The sequence below is a fragment of the Affinirhizobium straminoryzae genome (assembly GCF_007004135.1).
Classification (GTDB): domain Bacteria; phylum Pseudomonadota; class Alphaproteobacteria; order Rhizobiales; family Rhizobiaceae; genus Neorhizobium; species Neorhizobium straminoryzae.
Window position 1 is genome coordinate 48857 of the sequence record NZ_VJMG01000009.1, and the last position, 22415, is coordinate 71271.

The window sequence follows — 22415 nt, forward strand, 5'->3', positions numbered from 1 at the left end:
GGAAAAAGCGTCAGGCAGGTCCATTAGACCTGCATGATTTCCTTTTCCTTCTCCGCAAGCAAGCGATCGACGTCAGAAATCGTCTCGTCGGTCATCTTCTGAACCTTGTCGGACTGCACGCGGCTGTCGTCCTGGCTCATGCTGCCATCCTTCTCCGCCTTCTTCAGCGCGTCCATGCCGTCGCGGCGCACGTGGCGGATCGCCACCTTCGCCTTTTCGGCATAGTCGTGGGCAACCTTCACCAGCGACTTGCGGCGCTCTTCGTTCAGTTCCGGCAGCGGGATGCGCAGGTTCTGGCCGTCGATGATCGGGTTGAGGCCGAGATTGGCTTCACGGATGCCGCGGTCAACGGCGTTGACCATGGACTTGTCCCAGACGGAGACGCCGAGCATGCGGGGCTCCGGTACCGTCACGTTGGCCACCTGGTTCAGCGGCACGCGCGAGCCATAGGCTTCCACCATGACCGGATCGAGAACGTTGGCCGAGGCGCGACCGGTGCGCAGCGACGCGATATCGTTCTTGAAGGCCGTGATGGCGCCGTCCATGCGACGCTTGATGTCATTGAGATCGATGGCTCCGCTCATCTTCTACTCCATTCTGGAATTGCAGGGGCGCAAGGTGACGCGGCCTGCCTCAATTGTCGGTCACGATGGTCTTGAGGCCACCGCCAGTCAAGATTTGTCCGAACCCGCCCTTTTCGTGGATCGAGAAGACGATGATCGGAATGGCATTTTCGCGCGCCAGCGCCACGGCGGCGACATCCATCACGGCCAGTCCCTTTTCGAGGACCTCGCTGTGCGTCAGCCTCTCGAAACGGGTGGCGTCCGGATCCTTCTTGGGATCGGCGGAATAGATGCCGTCGACCTGCGTGCCCTTGAAGATCGCCTGGGCACCGATTTCGGCGGCGCGCAGCGCACCCGCCGAGTCCGTCGTGAAGAAGGGATTGCCCGTGCCGCCGGCGAAGATCACCACGCGGCCCTGGTCCATGTGATGCAGCGCCTGGCGCTGCGAGAAGCTTTCGCAGATTTCCGGCATCGCGATGGCGGACAGCACCACCGTGTCGATGTCGAGCTTGCGCAGCGAGGTGGCGAGCGCCAGCGCATTGATGACGGTCGCCAGCATGCCCATGTGGTCGCCGGTGACACGGTCGCCACCCTTGGAGGCCACGGCGACGCCACGGAAGATGTTGCCGCCGCCAACGACGACGCCCACTTCCACACCCATGCGGCGTGCCTCGGCAATGTCGGATGCGATGCGGTCGGCCACGGCAACATCGATGCCGAAGCCCTGGCTACCCATCAAAGCCTCGCCGGAGACTTTCAGCAGCACACGTTTGTAGACGGGAGTGGAGGATGACATGGAAACTCCTTCGAGGATCGCACCGAATGCCCGATACACGAAGGGCGCCGCGTTGTCACGCGACGCCCTTCTTCTTTACCCAGGAATTCTCGAATGAGAATCAATGCTTGACGGCTGCAGCAACTTCGGCAGCAAAATCGGTTTCTTCCTTCTCGACACCTTCGCCGAGCAGAAGACGAACAATGCCGGTGATCTCGACGGGAGCGCCGATTTCCTTTTCGGCTTCCTTGAGGGCAGCAGCAACCGTCAGGTCGGGGTTGATGACGAAAGCCTGCGAGAGAAGGGCCACTTCCTCGAAGAACTTGCGCATGCGGCCTTCAACCATCTTTTCAATGATGGCATCCGGCTTACCCGACGCGCGCGACTGCTCGATGAAGACATTGCGCTCGCGCTCGGCAACCGCTGCGTCCACTTCCTCGGCGCGAACGGCGAGCGGGTTGGTGGCGGCGACGTGCATGGCAACCTGACGGCCGATGGCGTTCAGCGCCTCCTTGTTGCCGGTGGACTTCAGGGCAACGAGAACGCCAAGCTTGCCGAGACCGTCGGCAGCAGCATTGTGGACGTAGGTGGCGACCACGCCGTCCTCGACAGCAAGCTTTGCCGCGCGACGCAGGGTCATGTTTTCGCCGATGGTGGCGATCGCATCCTTGATGGTGTCGGCGACCGGCTTGCCGGTGGCCGGGTAAGAGGCGGCGCTGATGGCATCAACGGTACCGTCGGTGGAAAGGGCAACCGAGGCAACGCCACGAACGAGATCCTGGAAGGCATCGTTACGGGCGACGAAGTCGGTTTCCGAGTTCACTTCGACGACGACAGCGCTGGTGCCGGCGGAGGCGATGCCGACGAGGCCTTCGGCAGCCGTGCGGCCCGACTTCTTGTCGGCCTTGGCAATGCCCTTGGCACGCAGCCAGTCGATCGCGGCTTCCATGTCGCCATTGGTCTCGGCGAGCGCCTTCTTGCAGTCCATCATGCCTGCGCCGGTCTTCTCGCGCAGTTCCTTCACCATTGCGGCTGTGATTTCGCTCATGTTTGCCTCTTGTCCAATCAGGGGGTGCGCCTGCCGGAATCGGAAGGGCCGGCGCCCGTTTGGGGCACGAATGTACCCGGAAGTATGACAGCGTGATGAATGATCGTCCGCGCGATATCACGCATCTGATGGCGAAATTGCGTTTTCGCCGGCGTCGGACGCCTTGGCATCCGGGGACCACCCTACGCGGCCCCCGAAAAGATCAGGGGAGGACAGCGCCCTCCCCGGCCAATCAGGCTTCGGTCTCTTCGGAAAGAGCCGGCTCGATCGGGGCTTCGGCCATGGCGCCGATGTCGCGGCCGGAAGCGCCCTGCTGGCGGGCGATGCCGTCGATTGCAGCGCGTGCAACCAGGTCGCAGTAGAGCGCGATGGCGCGCGATGCATCGTCGTTGCCCGGGATCGGGTAGTCGATCAGGTCCGGATCGCAGTTCGAGTCGATGATGGCCACGACCGGGATACCCAGGCGCTTGGCTTCATCGATGGCGATCTTTTCCTTGTTGGTGTCGATGATGAACATCAGGTCCGGGGTGCCGCCCATGTCGCGGATACCGCCGAGAGCCTTTTCAAGCTTCTCGCGTTCGCGCTCGAGGTTCAGGCGCTCCTTCTTCGTGAAGCCCTGGGCGTCGGAGCCAAGGATTTCATCGAGCTTGCGCAGACGCTGGATCGAGTTCGAGATCGTCTTCCAGTTCGTCAGCATGCCGCCGAGCCAGCGGGAGTTGACGTAGTACTGGGCCGAACGCTTGGCGCTGTCGGCGATCAGTTCGGAAGCCTGACGCTTCGTGCCGACGAACAGGACGCGACCGCCACGGGCAACCGTGTCGGAAATGACCTGCAGGGCGCGCGACAGCATCGGAACCGTCTGGGCGAGGTCGATGATGTGGATGTTGTTACGATCGCCGAAGATGTACGGCTTCATCTTCGGGTTCCAGCGATGCGTCTGGTGACCGAAGTGAACGCCAGCTTCAAGAAGCTGACGCATGCTGAAATCAGGCAATGCCATGCCTTTTTCTCCTAGTTTCCGGTTTAACCCCCGCGAGACGAACAGTCGGATCTCACCGACCACCGGCGGAACGATCCGGATTTCTCCCGGATAGCCCCAAGCCTCGCGTGTGGAATGGGCTGCGCATAATTGCATTGTGATGGAAATGCAAGCCTTTTGCGGTCTGATTTTCATCAGGGAGCCGGATTATCCGGATACCGGAGGTGACACGGCAGCCCACGCACCGCCATGACTGGCAGCGAGCGACAGCCGGGACGGAGGCGCCCCGCCCGCAATCAGTGGCAGTTGTCCTGCGGCTGTCCCTTGTCCAGCACTTCCAGCTTGGACAAGGTGCCCGAGAGAACGAAATCGCCGTAATCCATCGTGAGGTCACGGGTGATGCCGTTGTCGTAGAGCTTGAAGGACATGCGATAGATCGGCAGCGAATCCGTCTTCTGGTCCTCGTTGTAATAGGCAATCGTCACCGGCCAATAGGGCTTCTTGGCGAATTCGCCGGCATTGCCTGCATCCACGTCATCGGCGGCCGGCGTCTGCGGCTTGCCGATCACCGTGGTGGTGATGAGGCTCTGGTCGCCATCCTCCGAGCCGTCGAACAGGCGCTCCTCGAAGAAGCGCTTGCCCTGCCGGGCATTCTCGATGACTTCAAGCATGTGTTCCGTCGGAAACTGCGCAGGTGTGAGTTCCACCTGCCGTGCATCGGGCTTCGCCAGCGCCACCTTGATGCCGGTCGTCTGATCACTCGCCTCGCCTGTCACCTGCCGGTCCAGCTTGTCATCGGTGAAGGATTTGGTGTCGAAGCGGAAGCTGCCGGCCTTCAGGTTCTCGAAGGTCGTCGTCTGCTGATCGGTCAGGCGCATGTCCTCACCGGTATCGACGCGGGTTACGAAGCGGAAATTGGTGGTATAGCCGGCACAGGCAGAGCCCGTGAACTCATAGACCATACGGCCATACATGCCCTCGATCCCGGACCGTTCCGACACATCCTTGAGCTTGAGATCATAAACCGCCCGGTGCGGGATGAGCGTGCGCGCGCCCTCCATGCCCGCAAGGGCAGGGCTGACGACGGCAAGGGTGCTGCCTGCAAGAAGGACGGTCGCAAGGCTCGGTCGCAACATCCACAAACTCCTATGGGACTCGATAAGCAATGTTATAAGAACGCCATCGAGTGATGCTTAGCGTCATGTGTGACGGAATCGAGTCAATTTTACAATCAAAGCGGAGAATGAAATGTCGGAAGCGATTGAAAGCCGCCTCAAGGAGATGGGGATTGAATTGCCCGTTGCGGCAGCGCCCGCGGCCAATTACGTGCCCTACACGCTGAGCGGCAATACGCTGTACATTTCCGGCCAGCTGCCGATGGAGGCCGGAAAGGTCGCAGTCACCGGCCTGGTCGGCGCCGAAGTGGACGTCGCAACAGCCCAGCGCGCCGCAGAACTGTGCGCGATCAACATTCTGGCGCAGGTAAAGGCAGCGCTTGGCGGCGATCTCGGAAAGGTCCGCCGCGTGTTGAAGCTGAACGGCTTCATTGCCTCCGCGCCCGGCTTCGTGGAACAACATCTCGTGATGAACGGCGCCTCCAACCTGATCGCCAATGTGCTCGGCGATGTCGGCAAGCATGCGCGTGCCGCCGTCGGCATGGCCGCCCTGCCCTTCAATGCGGCCGTCGAGGTCGACGCTATCCTGGATGTCGACGCATGAGCACGGATGCCTCCTGGATCAAGGACCTGCCGGTTGCCCATCGCGGCTATCACGACATGAACCATGCCGTGTGGGAAAACACGCTCTCGGCCTTTTCGCGCGCCGTCGAGGCCGGTTTTGCCATCGAATGCGACCTGCAGCTCGCCTCCGACAGCGAACCGGTCGTCTTCCATGACGATGTGCTGGACCGTCTGTGCGGGATTTCCGGCAAGGTGCGCGAACGCACCTCCGCCGAACTTGGACTGCTGACCGTTGGCGGCACCGCCGACCGCGTGCCCAAGCTGCGCCAGCTTCTCGATCTTGTGAAGGGCAAGGTCCCGCTCGTCATCGAGCTGAAGGGGCAAAGCGCTGCCGAGGACGAGGGCTTTGCCGAAACGGTGCTGGAACAGCTGGACGGATACCAGGGCAAGGTGGCGCTGATGAGCTTCGACCATCATCTGCTGAAGGACCTGAAGCGCGCCGGCTCCCCCTATCCGGTCGGACTGACGGCGATGGGCGATACGCCGGAGGAATTCTTCCGCCACGACGAGGCCATGCAGCTCGGTATCGATTTCATTTCCTACCACTGGGCGCATCTGCCCAACAGCTTCATCGATGCGCAGAAGCGTCGCGGCATTCCGGTGATTACCTGGACGGTGAGGGATGAAAAGGCACGCGCGCATACCTATACTCATGCAGACCAGATGACCTTCGAGGGTTTCGACCCGAGAGAAAGCGCTCCTTCCGCCGCATGACAGACACACTTACCCTCCGCGTCGAAAAATCCTTTTCTGCGATCAGCTCCGACCGCTGGTCGGCATTGTCGGGAACACGACGCGGGGGTGGGGTGCCCTATAATCCCTTCCTGTCGCATGCCTTCCTCTCGGCGCTGGAAGATTCGGGCTCTGCGACAGCAAAGACCGGCTGGCTTGGCCATCACCTGCTGCTGGAGGATGGCGATGGCCGGCTGGTCGGTGCCGTGCCCGGCTATCTGAAGAGCCACAGCCAGGGCGAATATGTGTTCGATCACGGCTGGGCCGATGCCTTCGAGCGGGCCGGCGGGCGCTACTATCCGAAAATCCAGTGCGCCATTCCCTTCACGCCGGCAACCGGTCCGCGACTGCTGACACTGGCAGGAGAGAACAGCGCTCCCCTTCAGCAGACGCTGGCGGCTGGTCTTGCGGAAGTCACGCGCCAGGCAGGCGTCTCCTCCGCGCACGTCACCTTCCTGCCGGAGACGGAGATCGAGGCTTTCGAGGAAGCCGGCTTCCTGCACCGCACGGACCAGCAGTTCCACTTCATCAACAAGGGCTATGCCGATCACGAGGCGTTCCTCGCGGAACTCTCCTCCGCCAAGCGCAAGAACCTGCGCAAGGAGCGTCGTGCTGCGCTGGAGGGCGGCATCCGTATCGACTGGCTGACGGGGCGGGACCTGACCGAGGACATCTGGGACCAGTTCTTTACCTTCTACATGGATACCGGCAGCCGCAAATGGGGCCGCCCGTATCTCAACCGCCGCTTCTATTCGCTGATCGGCGAACGCATGGCCGATGACATCCTGCTTGTCATGGCGAAACGCGACGGACGCTACGTGGCGGGCGCCATCAACTTCATCGGCGAAGAGGTGCTGTTCGGCCGCCATTGGGGCTGTATCGAAGATCACCCCTTCCTGCATTTCGAGGTCTGCTATCATCAGGCGATTGATTTCGCGCTGGCGCGGGGTCTGGCGCGTGTGGAAGCCGGAGCCCAGGGCGAACACAAGCTGGCGCGTGGCTACCTGCCGGTCACCACCCATTCGGCGCATTACATCGCTCATCCGGGCCTGCGGCGCGCCGTCGCCGACTATCTGGAACAGGAGCGCCGGCAGGTGGAATATACCGGCGAGGTCTTGACCGAGCACAGCCCCTTCCGCAAGGGAGAGCGGCAGGACCACGACTGACCAACGACATAGCAGCGGAGAGAGCAAGCGATGAGCGTGCAGGCCTACGACGAAAACAACATCTTCGCAAAAATCCTGAAGGGCGAGATCCCGTGCCACAAGGTCTACGAAGACGAGCATACGCTGGCCTTCATGGACGTGATGCCCCAGGCACCCGGCCATCTACTGGTGATTCCGAAGACCGGTTCGCGCAACCTGCTGGACGCCGATCCGGCCGTCCTTGCCCATGTTATCCCGGTTGTCCAGAAACTTGCGGTCGCCGCGAAGGATGCCTTCGAAGCGGACGGCGTGTTCATTGCACAGTTCAACGAACCCGCCGCCGGACAAACCGTATTCCACCTGCATTTTCACGTCATCCCGCGCCGCGAGGGCGAACCACTGAAGCCCCATACGGGCAAGATGGAAGACCATGCGGTGCTTGCGGAGCATGCCCGGAAGGTGCGTGACGCCCTCTGATCGGCAAAACGGCGCTTGCCTGGGCTTCACGCGAAGCTGACGGGCGCCGTTCACGCCTTTTCGAGAAAGGATCAGACCGGGGTGAGCACATTCTTTCCGCGGCTTCGCCCTGTATCAGGTTGCCGGCAGCCACCGTTTTGCAACAGGCAAGAGCATGACGTCCCATCGCACGAAGCACGCCCGGATCGACCGGGAAGCGCCGATCAAGGCCGAGCTGGTGGACCAGCTCTACGCCTCCACCTTCAATGTGGTCTTCATCGGCTTTGCTGCGGCTTTCTTCTGCGGCCTCGTGGCCTTTACCTCCGGTGACGCCGTCTTCGCAGCCTTTGCAGTTCTGGCCCTTCTGATTGCAAGCCTCCGTTTTGCCATCGACCGGGCCTATCGCCGATGGCGGGAGCGTCGATCGGTTCGTGTCTGGGAGCGGTCGCATGCAGCCGGCAGCCTGCTGTTTTCCCTGCTGGTGGCTGCGATCGGCGGCTATACCTTTCTCGGCGGCCCAACCGAGGCGCAGCTTTTTTCTACCGTGTTCCTGGTCAGCTACTGCACCGGGGTGCTGTCGCGCCTGGCGGTGCGTCCGCGCCTTGCCATTGCCTGCACCCAGATTGCCGCTCTCCCCTATATCGTTGTCCTCCTGTTTCACCCGGTCCTGCTGCACAAGCTGCTCGGGCTGTTCCTGCTGATGATGTCGCTTGCGAGCATCCAGTTGATCCAGACAACCTACCGCCTGACCTTCGAAGCGCTGATCACCCGCGCCGAACTGGCCGCGCTGGCCGGCAGCGATGCGCTGACAGGACTTGCCAACCGCTTCACGGTGGACCGGGAATTGCAGCGGCTGTTCATGGCGCAGGAAGTCCGTCCGGGGCAGGCGGTAGCCGTGCACTTCATCGACCTCGACCATTTCAAGGCCGCCAACGACACCTTCGGCCACGACGCGGGCGATTCCATCCTGGTCGAGGTAGGGCGCCGCCTGCGGGCACTTCTGCCACCACAGGCGCTCGCCGCGCGACGCGGCGGCGATGAGTTTCTCGTCGTTCAGCCCAGACTCTCCTCGTCGGACGAGGCGGAGCGGCTTGCCCGGCAGATCGCAACAGGACTGCAGATGCCCTATCTGCTGCAGGGACAGGAAGTCGCGATCGGCGCAAGCCTCGGCGTTGCCGTGACGGACGATCCCACCGACACGCCGCAGCGCCTCGTGGCAGCGGCCGATCAGGCGCTCTATGAAGCCAAGCGAAAGGGCCGCGGCTCGGTGGAATTTTCCGAAGTTCACGTCATCCAGATCGCCTGATCTTTTGAGATCATGGACAAGGGCAAGGCGGTAACCGCCGACATTTTTCAGAGAAACGCCAGCCCCGCGATCAAAAGCGAGATCGACACGACGACGCAGACGATGACCCGCTGGCCAGTCAGCAGGAAGGCCGCGAAGCCGACGCCGAGCGCACCAAGCCGCAACCACAACGGCGAATCGGCGAGCGTTCCCGTCGGAAAGAAGACCAGCTTCGAGGTGACCGCCATCACGAGTGCAGTTGCCACCGCCCGCACAAGGTGCAGGGCCTCGGATTCCTCGTCCAGGCGGTTGCCGACGAGGACACCCAGCCAGCGCCAGATGTCGGTCGCCAGCCAGCCGGCCACGATGATGACAAGATAGATCCACCAGCCATGATCCGTCATAGCGGATCCTCCAGGGAGGACGCGGGCGTCATCCTGCGCCCTGCCCTGCGGATCACGAAACGGTCGAACAGATAGGCAAGCGCGCCGCCGCCAAGACCGGCATAGACGATATCGAAGCGCGGATCGACCAGCGCCATCGCCGGCCCTGCCGTGGCCCCCACCACGAAGGCAATCCGCACGACGGAATGGCGGGCACTCGCCCAGATCGAGGCGAAGAAATAGACCGGCGTCATCATGAACAGCGCACCGGACACCAGCGGGGGAAACTGCGCGACGATGCCGTAGCAGACCCCGACGATCACTGCATTGACGAGCGTCAGGGTGATGGCAAAGCCGCCGAAATAGGCGGTGCGCCGCTCGCGCGGCACGTTTTCCAGATGCTGGATCGCAAAGACCCAGGAGGTGATCGCCACGAAATGCGAGAGAAACAGCAGAAGCCAAGTAGGGCTCTTCTCGCTCTTCATGTCCGGCATGATCGAGGCGACCATCGGCATCATGCGGATCGAAGAAAGCGTCACGGCCAGAAAGCAGGCTGCAAGCGGCGCCCCGCCCGCCATGGTGCCGATCAGGATCATCTTGGCCGGCAGCGCCCAGACGGCAAGCGTCATGAACACCGCCTGGTCGCGGGTGATGCCGGATTCGAGCGCAAAGGCGCTGAAGCCGACAAAGGAGGTCATCAGGATCAGCGCAGGCAGCGAGGTAAGACCCCGCATGCCGACAAAGAACCAGAAAAAGTTGGAACGCACATCAAGCGGAGGAGAAGACATCGGTCAGTCCGGGGAACGCCGCTCGGAACCGACCGGCAAAACGCAATGTGCCGGGACGCAAGCCCCGGCACGACATCTCAGGCAAGACGCCTTACTTCTTCTTGGGTACCCGAGGAACGGTTGTGCCCTTGCGCGGCTTCTGCGGTTCCTCGGTCAGCACGTCACCTTCCGCCTCCGCCTTTGCTGGCTTCTCGCGACTGCCAGCAGATTTGCCGGGCTTTTCCTTACCCGGCTTCGCCTTGGCCTTCACCTCTTGCTCGACCTCTTCCACCTCGGCTTCCGGCTTCGGCTTTACCGGAGCGGCTTCCGGGATCGATTCGAGGATCAGGCCATCCTGGCCGTCATCCTTCTTACCGACGGTGACACGCACCACGCCACCCTTGCGCAGCGCGCCGAACAGGATTTCGTTGGCGAGCGGCTTCTTGATGTGTTCCTGGATGACGCGCGACAGCGGACGCGCACCCATGCGTTCGTCGTATCCCTTGTCGGCGAGCCAGGCGATCGCATCCTGATGCAGGTCGAAGGTCACATTGCGTTCGGAGAGCTGGGTTTCCAGCTGCATGACGAACTTCTGCACCACCTGATGGATGACCTCGGTTGGCAGCGGCGCGAAGGGAATGATCGCGTCGAGGCGGTTGCGGAACTCCGGCGTGAACAGCCGGTTCAGCGCCTCCTCGTCCTCGCCGGTGCGCTTGGACGAGCCGAAGCCGATGGCCGCCTTGGCCATCTCGGCGGCGCCGGCATTGGTGGTCATGATCAGGATCACGTTGCGGAAGTCGATCTTCTTGCCGTTGTGGTCCGTCAGCGAGCCATGGTCCATCACCTGCAACAGGATGTTGTAGATGTCCGGGTGCGCCTTCTCGATTTCGTCGAGCAGCACGACAGAATGCGGATGCTGGTCCACCTGGTCGGTCAGAAGACCACCCTGGTCGAAGCCGACATAGCCGGGAGGGGCACCGAGCAGGCGCGAGACCGTGTGCCGCTCCATGTATTCCGACATGTCGAAGCGCAGGAGTTCCACGCCGAGCGAGGAGGCGAGCTGCTTCGCCACTTCCGTCTTGCCGACGCCGGTCGGGCCGGAGAACACGTAGGAGCCGATCGGCTTGTTCGGTTCGCGCAGGCCGGCACGCGCCAGCTTTATGGCGGTTGCCAGTGCCTCGATCGCCTTGTCCTGGCCGTAGACGACGGAGCGCAGTTCCTTTTCCAGGTTGGCGAGAACCATCTCGTCGTCCTTGGACACCGTCTTCGGCGGGATGCGGGCCATGGTGGCGATGGTGGCCTCGATCTCCTTCTCGGTGATCAGCTTGCGGCGCTTCGACGCTGGCAGCAGCATCTGCGCCGCGCCGGTTTCATCGATCACGTCGATCGCCTTGTCCGGCAGCTTGCGGTCGGAGATGTAGCGGGCCGACAATTCGACGGCCGACTTGATCGCCTCGTTGGTATAACGAAGCTTGTGATACTCCTCGAAATAGGGCTTGAGGCCCTTCATGATCTCGATCGCATCATCGATCGACGGCTCGTTGACGTCGATCTTCTGGAAGCGACGCACCAGCGCCCGGTCCTTTTCGAAGAACTGGCGATATTCCTTGTAGGTGGTCGAACCGATGCAGCGGATCGCCCCGGAGGAGAGCGCCGGCTTCAGCAGGTTGGACGCATCCATGGCCCCGCCGGACGTCGCACCGGCGCCGATCACTGTGTGGATCTCATCGATGAACAGCACGGCGCCCGGAAACTCTTCCAGTTCCTTGACGACCTGCTTCAGGCGCTCCTCGAAATCGCCGCGATACCGGGTGCCGGCAAGCAGCGTGCCCATGTCGAGCGAGAAGATCGTCGCATCCGCCAGTGCTTCCGGCACCTTGCCTTCGATGATGCGCTTGGCAAGACCTTCGGCGATCGCCGTCTTGCCGACACCTGGATCGCCCACGTAGAGCGGGTTGTTCTTGGAGCGGCGGCACAGCACCTGGATGGTGCGGTTGACCTCGTCATGGCGGCCGATGAGCGGATCGATGCGCCCGTCACGCGCCTTGTCGTTCAGATTGACGCAATAGGCCTTGAGCGCATCCTGCGGCTTCTTGGCCGAACCGTCCTCCTGCTCGCGCGAGGAGGGCTTGGCATCGGCCTCGCCGTCATCGGCTCCGCGCGGCGTGCGCACCTGCGAGGAGCCCGGCCGCTTGCCGATGCCGTGCGAGATGTAGTTGACCGCATCGTAGCGGGTCATCTCCTGCTCCTGCAGGAAATAGGCCGCATGGCTTTCACGCTCGGCGAAGATGGCGACAAGAACGTTCGCCCCGGTCACTTCCTCGCGACCGGAGGATTGAACGTGGATGACGGCGCGCTGGATGACGCGCTGGAAGCCGGAGGTGGGTTTGGAATCCTCGTCGTAACCGGTGACGAGATTGGCCAGTTCGTTGTCGACGTAATCGGACACCGTCTTGCGCAGGGCGTCCAGGTCGACATTGCATGCGCCCATCACGGCGGCCGCATCGGAATCGTCGATCAGCGCCAGAAGCAGATGCTCCAGCGTCGCGTATTCGTGGTGCCGCTCATTGGCGAAAGTCAGTGCCTGATGCAGCGCCTTTTCAAGACTAGGCGAAAATGTTGGCACGCGCGGTCCTCACTTCTTTTCCATGACACATTGCAGCGGGTGCTGGTGCTGGCGGGCAAAATCCATGACCTGGCTCACCTTGGTCTCAGCGACCTCGTACGTAAAGATCCCGCATTCGCCGACCCCGTGATTGTGAACGTGCAGCATGATGCGGGTGGCCGCTTCGCGGTCTTTCTGGAAAAAACGCTCCAGAATGTGAATGACGAAGTCCATCGGCGTGTAATCGTCATTCAGCAGAAGGACGCGGTAGAGGTTCGGCTTCTTCGTCTTCGCCTTGGTGCGCGTAATCACCGAGGTGCCGCGATTGCCGCTGTCTCCCTGTCCATCCTTCCCGTCTTGCATGTAGATCGGCAAAGCGATCATCTTTCCTTCAATCCCCAACTGTCCGAAGCCTCGTCCGAACGATCAGCCGGAGCCGGACATCAGATGCACATATCTAGTTCGCCTGAAGCTGATTTTAAGCCCCTCGCGGCGGCACGCAATCACTATTCGTTGCATGAGGGGACAGGAGGGACAATTTCCCGTCAGACGAAGGGCGTATACAAAGCAAAAACCGGCCACGCGTCTTGCGCAGCCGGTTTGCCGAAGCTCTTGCGGGCTCGAATCTGTCGGGGAATCAGGCGGCCGCCGAGGTCACCACGGCCGTTGCACGGGCGACTGGCGCCTCATAGGGCTTGTAGGCGGTCTTGGCGAGATCGGCATACATGCTGCTGATCTTCGTCGCCTCGGCCACGAAGCCTTCGTAGGAACTTTTTGCGAACTTCGTCTGAAGCTCGTAGAGGCTCTCGACGCTCTTCACGCCCACCAGTTGCTCGAAGAAGCTCGTGAGATCCTCGAAGGACTTCTTCGAGTAGTCGCCGGTCTCGGTGGCAATGGCCTGGAAGCCCTTGGCGATTTCGGAATAGCTGCGCAGCGCGGTATCGAACGCTTCCTTGTTCTTACGGCTGATTTCGTCGAAGTTGAACATTGTCCGCCTCCTGTAGGTGAATTCGCAATTACTGATGGAATATTTTTGCACTGCGAAAGTCAAGGCAAGAAACTGTGACGCACCTGCGAAATGGCAGTTTTGGACCGAATGCCGCAGGATTCGCGATCAACCAGGACGCGCACCCATGAAAAACGGCGGGTCTCGATCAGAGCCCGCCGCAATCAGTCAACCCGTGTGAAAACGGTTCCAAAGGATCAGAGATCGACGTCCAGGATCGCCATGGAGAAATTGTAGGAGCGCTCTTCGTCTTCGTCATCGACGTAGACCACGCCCAGGAACTCGTCACCAGCATAGACCTCGGCTGAATCGTCCTTGCGCGGACGTGCCTTGACGCTCATGGAAGGGTTGAAAACCCGTTTGAAGTAGGCATCGAGCTTCTTGATTTCGTCGGCTTTCACTGGTGTCTCTCCGTCAGTGTTCTCGGTTGCGGGGCTTTTGCCACGGGATCACGGCGAAAGTAAAGAACGCTGCGCCGCTCATCCCCGCATGCCTGCCCTGCCCGCACGGCGCTTGGCTGGCCGCGGGAAACATGGCGCCGCTTGCGCCAACATCAATCCTCTGAACGCAGGATCTGGTCCATCAGGCGCGATGGCTCCGAACACCCGGCCTCTCCAACCACCTTGGCCGGCACGCCGGCAACCGTGGTCTTCGGCGGAACCGGCTTCAGGACCACGGATCCTGCTGCAACGCGCGAGCAATTGCCGATCTGGATATTGCCGAGGATCTTGGCGCCGGCACCGATCAGCACGCCGTTGCCGATCTTCGGATGACGATCGGCCCCCTCCTTGCCGGTACCGCCCAGCGTCACCCCGTGGAGGATTGACACATTGTCGCCGATCACCGCCGTTTCGCCGACCACGAAACCCGTCGCATGATCGAGGAAGATCCCCTTGCCGATGCGGGCAGCCGGGTTGATATCCGTCTGGAACACGCTCGACGCACGGCTCTGGAGATACATCGCGAAATCGCGCCGGCCGCGCTCCATCAGCCAGTGCGCCAGACGATGCGTCTGGATGGCGTGGAAACCCTTGAAATAGAGGACCGGCTCGAGAAACCGCATGCAGGCCGGATCGCGGTCGTAATAGGCCTGGATGTCGACACGCAGGACGGCGCCCCATTCCGGCCAGTCCTCCAGCATTTCCTCGAAGGCCTGACGCAGCAGGACCGCCTGCAGATCCGGATGATCGAGACGCTCGCAGATCCGGTGGACGACGCATTGCTCCAGCGAACGATGGTTCATCACCGTGGAATAGAGAAAGGTCGCCAGCAGCGGGTCGCGCTCGGCGCCGGCGCGTGCTTCATGGCGCAGCGTGTCCCAGATCGGATCGACGGAAGCAATCGGCTCCTGCGGGCGGATTTCAGTGCGTGCCGACATGGCAGTACCCTCGTTTATGGGAGAGACCATTTATAGAACAATCTTGCGCAAAACACCAATGCCGGCGAATGGCGCCGGCGGAACCGGGTTCACGCGATCTCGCGGTAGAAGTCCAGAACGGCGGCCTTGAACACCCGGTCGCCGACGGCGAGCATGTGGTCACGGTTTGGAATGTCCAGCGCCCGCGCATGCGGCATCAGCGCCGCCAGTTCCTGCGGCGAGCCGGCGATGTCGTCCTTGGTGCCAACGCCGATCAGGGTCGGAACCTCGATACGCCCCATCGCCTCGCGGGCCACGAGATCGCGTGAGCCGCGAATGCAGGCGGCAAGCGCCGCGCGGTCGCTTTTCGTCTGGTCGGCAAAGGCACGGAACATGCGCCCGCGCTCATGGGTCACCACATCGAGCGACGGCGCCAGCAGCGCGTCGGCGATCGGGTCCCAGTCGCCAACGCCATCGGTCAGTCCGATCCCGAGGCCGCCGAGCACCAGCGAGCGCACCCGGTCTGGATGGGCCAGCGTCGCGAAGGTGGAGATGCGTGCGCCCATGGAATAGCCCATCAGATGCGCATCCGGCAGCCCCAGATGATCGAGCAGCGCCACCACATCCTCGGCCATTACGGCCGGACGATAGGCTTCTGCATCCTTCGGCTTGTCGCTGGCGCCATGGCCGCGGTTGTCGAGCGCGATGACCCGGTAGCCGGCATCCGACAGCGTTTTCAGCCAGCCCGGATAGACCCAGTTCACATTGGCGGTGGAGGCAAAGCCATGAACGAGCACCACCGGCTCGCCAGCCGGTTCGCCCTCATCGAAATAGGCAAGCGTCAGGCCCTGATGGGCAAAGGTAGAAAAAGCGGGCGGGTTCAGGTTCATGGCAGGCTTCCTTGTCAAGGCGGGACCATAGGCGAAGAGTGCGGCCGCTTGAACCGCCCTGCGACGAAAATCCCCATGCGGTGCCCCGTTTACCCCTACACTTTCGCGCGGGCAATCTGTAAGGTTCGCGTCAACGTCTGGCCGATCGTCAGGGCAGGCACGAATGAACAGCATGGAGTGCAAACATGGCCGGTCATCACGGTATTCCCCATTTCCAGAACGACGCCGGGCACCGCCTCATCGAGGTCGGCGTCAAGGAGTTCATGTGCACGGGGGCCAACGTGCCGTTCGACCATCCGCACATCTACATCGACATGGGCGACGACAACGAGAAGATCTGCTCCTACTGCTCGACGCTCTATCGCTACAACCCGGCCCTGAAGTCCGGCGAAACCAATCCGCCGGGCTGCACCTTCCACGTCAAGGCCGCCTGATCGGGCGCGTTCCCATGTCCATACGCAATGCCGCGATCATTGGCGCCGGCATGGCGGGTCTGACCACCGCCCTGGCGCTTTCAAACCGTGGCATTCGCTGCCATGTGATCGAACAGGCTCCCTACCTCGCGGAGGTTGGCGCTGGCCTGCAGATTTCGCCCAATGCCAGCCGCATCCTGGCGCGTCTCGGCGTTCTGTCCGCGCTGGAGCGAGAATGGACGGAGCCGGAGCGGATTGCGCTTGTCTCCGGCAAATCGCTCGGCCGCCTCGGCCATGTGCCGGCCGGCCGTTTCGCTCGCGAACGCTGGCGCGCGCCCTATGGCGTTGCCCATCGCAGCACGCTGCAACGCGTTTTGATGGATGCTGTCGTGGCCGACCGCAACGCCGTCCTGCATCTTGGACGACGCATCGACCGCAACAATCGCGACGTCCTCGCCGACCTGATTGGCGAAGCCCCGGACGTGATTGTTGGCGCAGACGGCGTCTGGTCCAGTACCCGCGACGAGATTGCCGCGGCGCCCGAGCCGGATTTCTCCCGCAATGTCGCCTGGCGTTTTACGCTTGCCAGCAGGGACGCACCGTCCTTCCTGCAGCCCGATACGGTGACCGCCTATCTCGGTCCCTCCTGCCATCTCGTCTGCTACCCGCTCCGCGAGATCGATGGCTTCAACATCGTGGCAATCGCCGCCGGCCTCAATCCCGGGGAAATCTGGGAGGCCAATGCCAGCATCGAGCAGAAGCGTCTCCTGCTGGAGCAGTTCGGCGGCTGGCATCCGCAGATCGTTTCCCTTTTGAAATGCATGGATTCCGGTCGCTTCTGGCCGCTCTACCAGGTGAGCGACGGCGCCTGGCAGAATGGCAGGGACACGGTCCTTGTGGGCGACGCCGCCCATGCCATGATGCCGTTTGCCGCCCAGGGCGCGGCCATGGCGATCGAGGATGGCTGGGAACTGGCCATGCGGCTGTCCACGGCCGCCACCGTGCCGCAGGCGTTGGCAGACTATGAGAAGGTTCGCAAGGCGCGGGCGGCACGCGTGCGGGCACGCGGCGCCTTCAATCGTTTCGCCTATCACGTCCGTGGCCCCTTGCGGATCGGCCGCGACATGGTTCTCGCGCTGCGTCCGCCGCAAGCGCTCGCGGCGGACCTCGACTGGCTCTATGGCTACGACGCGACCACCTGATCAGGCGCTCGCTGCCGCGGCAAAACCGGCCTCCAGATCCTTGATGAGATCGGCCACATCTTCCAGACCGATCTGCAGGCGAATGACCGGGCCTTCCGGCGGCGCCTTGCGGATGGTGCGGTCTGAGAGATTGACCTTGAGCGCCAGACTCTCATAGCCGCCCCAGGAATAGCCGAGCCCGAACAGCGACAGCGTATTGAGGAAGGCATGCGCCTTCTTGCGCCCCTCGGCCGCATCGCCTGCCTTGAGGATGAAGGAGAAGATGCCGCTGGCGCCCTTGAAGTCCCGCTTCCAGACCGCATGACCGGGAAAGCTTTCCAGCGCCGGATGCAGCACGCGCGCGACCTCGGACCGGCCTTCCAGCCAGCAGGCAATCTCAAGAGCGCTCGCCTGATGGTGGGCCAGACGCACACCCATGGTGCGCAAGCCGCGCAGGATCTGATAGCTGTCATCGGGCGCGCCGCAGATGCCGAGCGTAATCTGCGTCTCGTGCAGGCGCGGCCAGTGCTTCTCGTTGGCGGAAACCGAGCCCATCAGGATATCGGAGTGGCCGGAAGGATATTTGGTCGTGGCATGGATCGACACGTCGACGCCGAAGTCCAGCGGACGGAAGAAGAGCGGCGTCGCCCAGGTATTGTCCATGGTCACCACGCAGTCATGCCGGTGGGCAGCCTCGGCAATGGCGCGAATGTCCTGCATCTCGAAGGTGTTGGAGGCCGGCGCCTCGGTATGCACGAGCCTCGTGTTCGGCCGGATCAGCGTCTCGATCCCTGCCCCGATTTCCGGATCGTAATACTCGACCTCGACACCCAGCCGCTTCAGCATGGTGTCGCAGAAATGCCGGCACGGCGTGTAGACCGAATCGACAATCAGCGCATGGTCTCCGGCCGAGAGATAAGCGAGAAAAGGCACCGTGATTGCGGCAAGCCCCGAGGGCACGAGAACGGTACCCGCCGCCCCTTCCAGCGCATTGAAAGCCTCGCACAGGGCATCCGTGGTGGGCGTCCCGCGCGTGCCATAGGTATATTTCTGGCCACGATTCTCCATCGTCTCGACATTGGGAAACAGCACGGTCGAGGCGTGCACCACGGGTGGATTGACGAAGCCGTGATAGCTCATCGGATCGTGACCGAGATGGGCAAGACGGGTGTTGTCACCCGCACCCGCCAGCAGGGAATCTTTGCTTTTCATGGGATGCCAGAGTTTTTAGGTTGCAGGAAGCCGGAGTTGTGAGGCCAAGGCCGGCACGGGTCAAGACCTGCCCGCATGGTTGCCATTACACCCATGCGTGGAAAGCACGGCAACCTGTCGTCGCAATAGGCATCCACTGCACAAAAATGCATGAACTGCCTAATATATTACCAACTCACTGCATTTTGTCGGATTTGTGGCGCTAATTTAAAGTGCAAGACTTGACCCCTGCCCACATTTGCGACTGTGATAAGGCCAGCTCGTTTGGGAGGCCTTACGCGAGCGGTCTTGCCCCGGTGCCTTCACGGCGTGGTGATGCGAGACTTGGGTCGATAAAGAACAACAGACAAAGGTTGGGAAAATGAAAAAGACGATTCTGTCAGCCGCGATTGGCGCGGCAGTCCTTGGCGCTGCCTCGGCTGCATCCGCTGCCACGCTTGCCGACGTCAAGGCAAAGGGCGTTGTCACCTGCGGCGTCAGCCAGGGTATCCCCGGCTTCTCGAACCCGAACGACAAGGGCGACTGGTCCGGTATCGACGTCGATTACTGCCGCGGCATTGCCGCTGCCGTATTCGGCGATCCGTCCAAGGCCAAGTTCGTGGCCCTCTCCTCCAAGGACCGCTTCCCGGCCCTGCAGTCCGGCGAAGTGGACGTCCTGACCCGCAACACCACCTGGACGATCAGCCGCGACACCTCGCTCGGCTTCAACTTCCGCACCGTCAACTACTATGACGGCCAGGGCTTCATGGTGAAGAAGAGCCTCAACGTGAAGTCGGCTCTGGAACTCTCCGGCGCCGCTGTCTGCGTGCAGCAGGGCACCACCACCGAACTCAACCTCGCCGACTACTTCAAGGCCAACAACCTTCAGTACAACCCGGTCGTGTTCGAGAAGGAAGCCGACGCCACCAGCGCCTATGACGCCGGCCGTTGCGACGTCTACACCACCGACCAGTCCGGCCTCTATGCCATCCGTCTGAAGATGAAGAACCCCGACGAAAACGTGGTTCTGCCGGAAGTCATCTCCAAGGAGCCGCTCGGTCCGGCCGTTCGCCAAGGTGACGACCAGTGGTTCGACGTGGTGAGCTGGGTTCACTACGCCATGGTCAGCGCCGAGGAATTCGGCATCACCTCGAAGAATGTCGACGAGATGAAGACCAAGGGCGGCCCGGACATCAAGCGCATGCTGGGTGCCGAAGAAGGCAGCAAGATCGGTACCGATCTCGGCCTGACCAACGACTGGGCCTACAACATCGTCAAGACCGTCGGCAATTACGGCGAAGTCTTCGCACGCAACCTTGGCCCGGAAACCCCGATCAAGATCGAGCGTGGCCTGAACGCTCTGTGGACCAAGGGCGGCCTGCAGTACGCTCCGCCGATCCGCTAAGCGCCTTTCGAACCTCCGAAACCACGAAAGGCGGGGTATACTCCGCCTTTCGACGTATAAAAGAACCCGATACGGGCAATAACGAGCTCTAACGAGCATGAAAAAGAGGGAAAGGCGCCGATGGCAGGCTTCGCGCCAAGTTTGGCAAAACCGGATACTCAGCAGTCTTCAACATCATCGCTTATCTACGACCCGAAGGTTCGTGGCATCTTCTACCAGGTTCTGACGGTCGCGCTGGTCGCGCTGTTTGTCTGGGAGATCACCCAGAACACGATTCACAACCTTGAAAAGGCGAACATCGCCTCGGGCTTCGGCTTCCTCCAGGGCCGTGCGGGCTTCGACATCGCCCAGACACTCCTCCCCTACAGCAGCGATTCCACCTATGGCCGCGCCCTGCTGATCGGCCTGCTCAACACGCTGCAGGTTGCCTTTTTCGGCATCATTACGGCCTCCATCCTGGGCTTCGTCGTCGGCATCGCCCGCCTGTCGAAGAACTGGCTGATTGCCCGTCTGGCGCAGGTCTATGTGGAAATCTTCCGCAACATTCCGCCGTTGCTGGTCATCCTGTTCTGGTACAAGGGCGTGATCGCGGTGCTGCCGCAGGCACGCGACTCGATCGCGCTTCCGCTCGCATCCTATCTCAACAATCGCGGCCTTTTCTTCCCGAAGGCGATCTGGGGCAATGGAGCATGGATGGTGGGCGTGGCGCTCGTCGTCGCCATTGTCGCCTCGATCGTGATCTTCCGCTGGGCGCGCGCGCGCCAGGCCCGCACCGGCCAGCAGTTCCGCTCCGGCTGGACGGCGATCGTCCTGATCATCGGCCTGCCTGCCGCCACCTTCCTGGCGCTCGGTTCGCCTGTCACCTTCGACTATCCGATTGCCGGCCGCTTCAACCTGACGGGCGGCAGCACGGTCGGTCCGGAATTCATCTCGCTGTTCCTGGCGCTGTCCTTCTACACCGCCTCATTCATCGCCGAAATCGTGCGCGGCGGCATCATGGCGGTTGCCAAGGGCCAGACCGAAGCGGCAAGCGCGCTCGGCCTTCGCCCGGGCGTGACCACCCGCCTCGTCATCATCCCGCAGGCGATGCGCATCATCATCCCGCCGCTGACCAGCCAGTTCCTCAACCTCACGAAGAACTCCTCGCTCGCCGTCGCCGTCGGCTTTGCCGACGTCGTGGCGGTCGGCGGCACAATGCTGAACCAGACCGGTCAGGCCGTCGAGATCGTCGCGCTCTGGCTCGTGATCTACCTGTCGCTGTCCGTCACCACGGCGCTGTTCATGAACTGGTTCAACGCCAAGATGGCTCTGGTGGAGAGATAAGATGGCTGTGACCGACTTCTCCTATGTTCGCCGCCAGATGGAACCGGCCAAGCCGGCGCCGTCCAGCCAGGTGGGCGTCATCCACTGGCTGCGCACCAACCTGTTTGCCTCGGCCGGAGATACGATCCTGACGCTCGCAGCCCTTGCGCTGCTGGCCTATATCCTGCCCGGCCTGATCCAGTGGCTGTTCATCAATGCGAGCTGGACAGGCGCCGACCGAAAGGCCTGCGCCACCGTCTCGCAGGGCGGCATCCTGCCGGATGGCCAGTCGGGCGCCTGCTGGGCCTTCGTCTCCGCCAAATTCCAGCAGTTCATTTTCGGTCGCTATCCGTCCAGCCTCTACTGGCGTCCCATGCTGGTCATGGCGATGTTCGTGGTGCTGCTCATCCCGATGCTGATGCCGAAGGCGCCATTCAAGGGCTGGAACGCCCTGGCGCTGTTCATCGTCCTGCCGGTCGTCGCCTTCTTCCTGCTCGGCGGCGGTTTCGGCCTCCAGCCGGTCGAAACCCAGCTGTGGGGCGGCCTGATGGTCACGCTGATCCTGTCCTTCTTCGGGATCACCGTCTCGCTTCCCTTTGGCATCCTGCTCGCGCTCGGTCGCCGGTCGAACATGCCGGTCATCAAGATGCTCTGCGTGCTCTTCATCGAGATCATCCGCGGCATTCCGCTGATCACGGTGCTGTTCATGGCAAGCGTCATGCTGCCGCTGTTCCTGCCGGACGGCTGGACCTTCGACAAGCTGCTGCGCGCGCTGATCGGCGTGTCGCTCTTCTCCTCCGCCTATATGGCGGAAGTGATCCGCGGCGGCCTTCAGGCCATGCCGAAGGGCCAGTTCGAAGGCGCCGATTCGCTCGGCCTCAGCTACTGGCAGAAGATGCGACTGGTGATCCTGCCGCAGGCGATCAAGCTGGTCATCCCCGGCATCGTCAACACCTTCATCGGCCTCTTCAAGGATACCTCGCTGGTCTACATCATCGGGATGTTCGACCTGCTCGGCATCGTCACGCTGAACCAGTCGGACGCCAACTGGTCGACCCCGGTCACGCCGGTCACCGGTTACGTGTTCGCCGGCTTCGTCTTCTGGATCTTCTGCTTTGCCATGTCGCGCTACTCCCTGTTCATGGAGCGCCATCTCGACACCGGCCACAAGCGCTAAAAGGATAAGGATAAAC

At 62.1% G+C, this 22415-nt stretch carries 24 protein-coding genes; 10 read left to right on the plus strand and 14 right to left on the minus strand.

Features of this window, described 5'->3' with window-relative positions; translation table 11 throughout:
• Positions 1 to 23: 23 nt before the first annotated feature.
• The 5 genes from frr to FNA46_RS03795 form a co-directional block, all read right to left on the minus strand.
• The gene (gene frr, locus FNA46_RS03775; RefSeq protein ID WP_142881013.1) at positions 24 to 584 is read right to left on the minus strand and encodes a ribosome recycling factor; all 561 of its coding nucleotides are present in this window, start codon (positions 582 to 584) and stop codon (positions 24 to 26) included.
• Between the two features lie 49 nt (positions 585 to 633).
• Positions 634 to 1359, minus strand: a complete 726-nt coding sequence (gene pyrH, locus FNA46_RS03780; protein WP_142881014.1) for a UMP kinase — start codon at positions 1357 to 1359, stop codon at positions 634 to 636.
• A 100-nt stretch (positions 1360 to 1459) separates the two neighbouring features.
• Positions 1460 to 2386 (minus strand): translation elongation factor Ts, encoded by a 927-nt coding sequence (tsf, locus tag FNA46_RS03785; RefSeq protein ID WP_142881015.1) that lies wholly within the window; start codon positions 2384 to 2386, stop codon positions 1460 to 1462.
• Positions 2387 to 2618: 232 nt separating this feature from the next.
• Positions 2619 to 3386 carry a 30S ribosomal protein S2 gene (gene rpsB / locus FNA46_RS03790; protein ID WP_142881016.1) on the minus strand — a complete coding sequence of 256 codons (768 nt, stop codon included), beginning with the start codon at positions 3384 to 3386 and terminating at the stop codon, positions 2619 to 2621.
• 275 nt (positions 3387 to 3661) lie between these two features.
• Entirely contained in the window at positions 3662 to 4501 is an 840-nt protein-coding gene (locus FNA46_RS03795) for a cell envelope integrity EipB family protein (protein WP_142881017.1), read from the minus strand.
• A 112-nt stretch (positions 4502 to 4613) separates the two neighbouring features.
• Between FNA46_RS03795 and FNA46_RS03800 the strand changes: the two genes are divergently transcribed.
• From FNA46_RS03800 to FNA46_RS03820, 5 genes are all read left to right on the plus strand, one after another.
• A complete protein-coding gene (locus FNA46_RS03800) occupies positions 4614 to 5084 on the plus strand; it encodes a RidA family protein (RefSeq protein WP_142881018.1) in 471 nt (156 codons plus the stop codon).
• On the plus strand, positions 5081 to 5818 hold the full coding sequence (locus tag FNA46_RS03805) for a glycerophosphodiester phosphodiesterase (RefSeq protein WP_185969713.1): 738 nt from the start codon (positions 5081 to 5083) through the stop codon (positions 5816 to 5818). The genes FNA46_RS03800 and FNA46_RS03805 overlap by 4 nt, the downstream gene beginning before the upstream one ends.
• Positions 5815 to 7002: a GNAT family N-acetyltransferase gene (locus FNA46_RS03810; protein ID WP_142881019.1), complete on the plus strand. Its 1188-nt coding sequence runs from the start codon at positions 5815 to 5817 to the stop codon at positions 7000 to 7002. The genes FNA46_RS03805 and FNA46_RS03810 overlap by 4 nt, the downstream gene beginning before the upstream one ends.
• Before the next feature lie 30 nt (positions 7003 to 7032).
• Positions 7033 to 7458, plus strand: a complete 426-nt coding sequence (locus tag FNA46_RS03815) for an HIT family protein (RefSeq protein WP_142881020.1) — start codon at positions 7033 to 7035, stop codon at positions 7456 to 7458.
• A 154-nt stretch (positions 7459 to 7612) separates the two neighbouring features.
• Entirely contained in the window at positions 7613 to 8743 is a 1131-nt protein-coding gene (locus FNA46_RS03820) for a GGDEF domain-containing protein (protein ID WP_142881021.1), read from the plus strand.
• Between the two features lie 47 nt (positions 8744 to 8790).
• On the opposite strand, the gene FNA46_RS03825 is transcribed toward FNA46_RS03820, so the two are convergent.
• The 8 genes from FNA46_RS03825 to FNA46_RS03860 form a co-directional block, all read right to left on the minus strand.
• Positions 8791 to 9126, minus strand: coding sequence for an AzlD domain-containing protein (locus FNA46_RS03825; RefSeq protein WP_142881022.1), 336 nt, complete (start codon positions 9124 to 9126; stop codon positions 8791 to 8793).
• On the minus strand, positions 9123 to 9893 hold the full coding sequence (locus FNA46_RS03830; RefSeq protein ID WP_142881023.1) for an AzlC family ABC transporter permease: 771 nt from the start codon (positions 9891 to 9893) through the stop codon (positions 9123 to 9125). The genes FNA46_RS03825 and FNA46_RS03830 overlap by 4 nt, the downstream gene beginning before the upstream one ends.
• A 91-nt stretch (positions 9894 to 9984) precedes the next feature.
• Entirely contained in the window at positions 9985 to 12498 is a 2514-nt protein-coding gene (clpA, locus tag FNA46_RS03835) for an ATP-dependent Clp protease ATP-binding subunit ClpA (RefSeq protein ID WP_142881024.1), read from the minus strand.
• A 9-nt stretch (positions 12499 to 12507) separates the two neighbouring features.
• Positions 12508 to 12861 carry an ATP-dependent Clp protease adapter ClpS gene (gene clpS / locus FNA46_RS03840; RefSeq protein ID WP_142881025.1) on the minus strand — a complete coding sequence of 118 codons (354 nt, stop codon included), beginning with the start codon at positions 12859 to 12861 and terminating at the stop codon, positions 12508 to 12510.
• A gap of 253 nt (positions 12862 to 13114) precedes the next feature.
• Positions 13115 to 13465: a phasin family protein gene (locus tag FNA46_RS03845; RefSeq protein ID WP_142881026.1), complete on the minus strand. Its 351-nt coding sequence runs from the start codon at positions 13463 to 13465 to the stop codon at positions 13115 to 13117.
• 215 nt (positions 13466 to 13680) lie between these two features.
• Positions 13681 to 13884 (minus strand): DUF3126 family protein, encoded by a 204-nt coding sequence (locus FNA46_RS03850; protein WP_142881027.1) that lies wholly within the window; start codon positions 13882 to 13884, stop codon positions 13681 to 13683.
• A 152-nt stretch (positions 13885 to 14036) separates the two neighbouring features.
• Positions 14037 to 14861 (minus strand): serine O-acetyltransferase, encoded by an 825-nt coding sequence (cysE, locus tag FNA46_RS03855; RefSeq protein ID WP_142881028.1) that lies wholly within the window; start codon positions 14859 to 14861, stop codon positions 14037 to 14039.
• A gap of 89 nt (positions 14862 to 14950) precedes the next feature.
• Positions 14951 to 15730 (minus strand): alpha/beta fold hydrolase, encoded by a 780-nt coding sequence (locus tag FNA46_RS03860; protein WP_142881029.1) that lies wholly within the window; start codon positions 15728 to 15730, stop codon positions 14951 to 14953.
• Positions 15731 to 15915: 185 nt separating this feature from the next.
• Between FNA46_RS03860 and FNA46_RS03865 the strand changes: the two genes are divergently transcribed.
• Entirely contained in the window at positions 15916 to 16164 is a 249-nt protein-coding gene (locus FNA46_RS03865) for a zinc-finger domain-containing protein (protein ID WP_142881030.1), read from the plus strand.
• A 14-nt stretch (positions 16165 to 16178) separates the two neighbouring features.
• Positions 16179 to 17345 (plus strand): FAD-dependent monooxygenase, encoded by a 1167-nt coding sequence (locus FNA46_RS03870; protein ID WP_142881031.1) that lies wholly within the window; start codon positions 16179 to 16181, stop codon positions 17343 to 17345.
• On the opposite strand, the gene FNA46_RS03875 is transcribed toward FNA46_RS03870, so the two are convergent.
• Entirely contained in the window at positions 17346 to 18536 is a 1191-nt protein-coding gene (locus FNA46_RS03875) for a cystathionine beta-lyase (protein WP_142881032.1), read from the minus strand.
• A gap of 361 nt (positions 18537 to 18897) precedes the next feature.
• On the opposite strand from FNA46_RS03875, the gene FNA46_RS03880 reads away from it, so the two are divergent.
• The 3 genes from FNA46_RS03880 to FNA46_RS03890 all read left to right on the plus strand — a co-directional run bounded on the left by FNA46_RS03880 (position 18898) and on the right by FNA46_RS03890 (position 22399).
• Positions 18898 to 19920 carry an amino acid ABC transporter substrate-binding protein gene (locus tag FNA46_RS03880; RefSeq protein WP_142881033.1) on the plus strand — a complete coding sequence of 341 codons (1023 nt, stop codon included), beginning with the start codon at positions 18898 to 18900 and terminating at the stop codon, positions 19918 to 19920.
• Positions 19921 to 20040: 120 nt separating this feature from the next.
• Positions 20041 to 21243: an amino acid ABC transporter permease gene (locus FNA46_RS03885; RefSeq protein WP_142881034.1), complete on the plus strand. Its 1203-nt coding sequence runs from the start codon at positions 20041 to 20043 to the stop codon at positions 21241 to 21243.
• Between the two features lies 1 nt (position 21244).
• The gene (locus FNA46_RS03890) at positions 21245 to 22399 is read left to right on the plus strand and encodes an amino acid ABC transporter permease (RefSeq protein ID WP_142881035.1); all 1155 of its coding nucleotides are present in this window, start codon (positions 21245 to 21247) and stop codon (positions 22397 to 22399) included.
• Positions 22400 to 22415: the final 16 nt, after the last annotated feature.

Bases quoted from the DNA above. Each gene is read 5' to 3' on its own strand.
- FNA46_RS03870 (WP_142881031.1), top strand. From the start codon at position 16,179: ATGTCCATACGCAATGCCGCGATCATTGGCGCCGGCATGGCGGGTCTG.
- FNA46_RS03880 (WP_142881033.1), top strand. From the start codon at position 18,898: ATGAAAAAGACGATTCTGTCAGCCGCGATTGGCGCGGCAGTCCTTGGC.
- tsf (WP_142881015.1), bottom strand. From the start codon at position 2,386: ATGAGCGAAATCACAGCCGCAATGGTGAAGGAACTGCGCGAGAAGACC.
- pyrH (WP_142881014.1), bottom strand. From the start codon at position 1,359: ATGTCATCCTCCACTCCCGTCTACAAACGTGTGCTGCTGAAAGTCTCC.
- FNA46_RS03805 (WP_185969713.1), top strand. From the start codon at position 5,081: ATGAGCACGGATGCCTCCTGGATCAAGGACCTGCCGGTTGCCCATCGC.
- FNA46_RS03875 (WP_142881032.1), bottom strand. From the start codon at position 18,536: ATGAAAAGCAAAGATTCCCTGCTGGCGGGTGCGGGTGACAACACCCGT.
- cysE (WP_142881028.1), bottom strand. From the start codon at position 14,861: ATGTCGGCACGCACTGAAATCCGCCCGCAGGAGCCGATTGCTTCCGTC.
- FNA46_RS03820 (WP_142881021.1), top strand. From the start codon at position 7,613: ATGACGTCCCATCGCACGAAGCACGCCCGGATCGACCGGGAAGCGCCG.
- frr (WP_142881013.1), bottom strand. From the start codon at position 584: ATGAGCGGAGCCATCGATCTCAATGACATCAAGCGTCGCATGGACGGC.
- FNA46_RS03825 (WP_142881022.1), bottom strand. From the start codon at position 9,126: ATGACGGATCATGGCTGGTGGATCTATCTTGTCATCATCGTGGCCGGC.
- clpS (WP_142881025.1), bottom strand. From the start codon at position 12,861: ATGATCGCTTTGCCGATCTACATGCAAGACGGGAAGGATGGACAGGGA.
- FNA46_RS03800 (WP_142881018.1), top strand. From the start codon at position 4,614: ATGTCGGAAGCGATTGAAAGCCGCCTCAAGGAGATGGGGATTGAATTG.
- FNA46_RS03845 (WP_142881026.1), bottom strand. From the start codon at position 13,465: ATGTTCAACTTCGACGAAATCAGCCGTAAGAACAAGGAAGCGTTCGAT.
- rpsB (WP_142881016.1), bottom strand. From the start codon at position 3,386: ATGGCATTGCCTGATTTCAGCATGCGTCAGCTTCTTGAAGCTGGCGTT.
- FNA46_RS03860 (WP_142881029.1), bottom strand. From the start codon at position 15,730: ATGAACCTGAACCCGCCCGCTTTTTCTACCTTTGCCCATCAGGGCCTG.
- FNA46_RS03830 (WP_142881023.1), bottom strand. From the start codon at position 9,893: ATGTCTTCTCCTCCGCTTGATGTGCGTTCCAACTTTTTCTGGTTCTTT.
- FNA46_RS03815 (WP_142881020.1), top strand. From the start codon at position 7,033: ATGAGCGTGCAGGCCTACGACGAAAACAACATCTTCGCAAAAATCCTG.
- FNA46_RS03885 (WP_142881034.1), top strand. From the start codon at position 20,041: ATGGCAGGCTTCGCGCCAAGTTTGGCAAAACCGGATACTCAGCAGTCT.
- FNA46_RS03865 (WP_142881030.1), top strand. From the start codon at position 15,916: ATGGCCGGTCATCACGGTATTCCCCATTTCCAGAACGACGCCGGGCAC.
- FNA46_RS03795 (WP_142881017.1), bottom strand. From the start codon at position 4,501: ATGTTGCGACCGAGCCTTGCGACCGTCCTTCTTGCAGGCAGCACCCTT.
- FNA46_RS03810 (WP_142881019.1), top strand. From the start codon at position 5,815: ATGACAGACACACTTACCCTCCGCGTCGAAAAATCCTTTTCTGCGATC.
- FNA46_RS03890 (WP_142881035.1), top strand. From the start codon at position 21,245: ATGGCTGTGACCGACTTCTCCTATGTTCGCCGCCAGATGGAACCGGCC.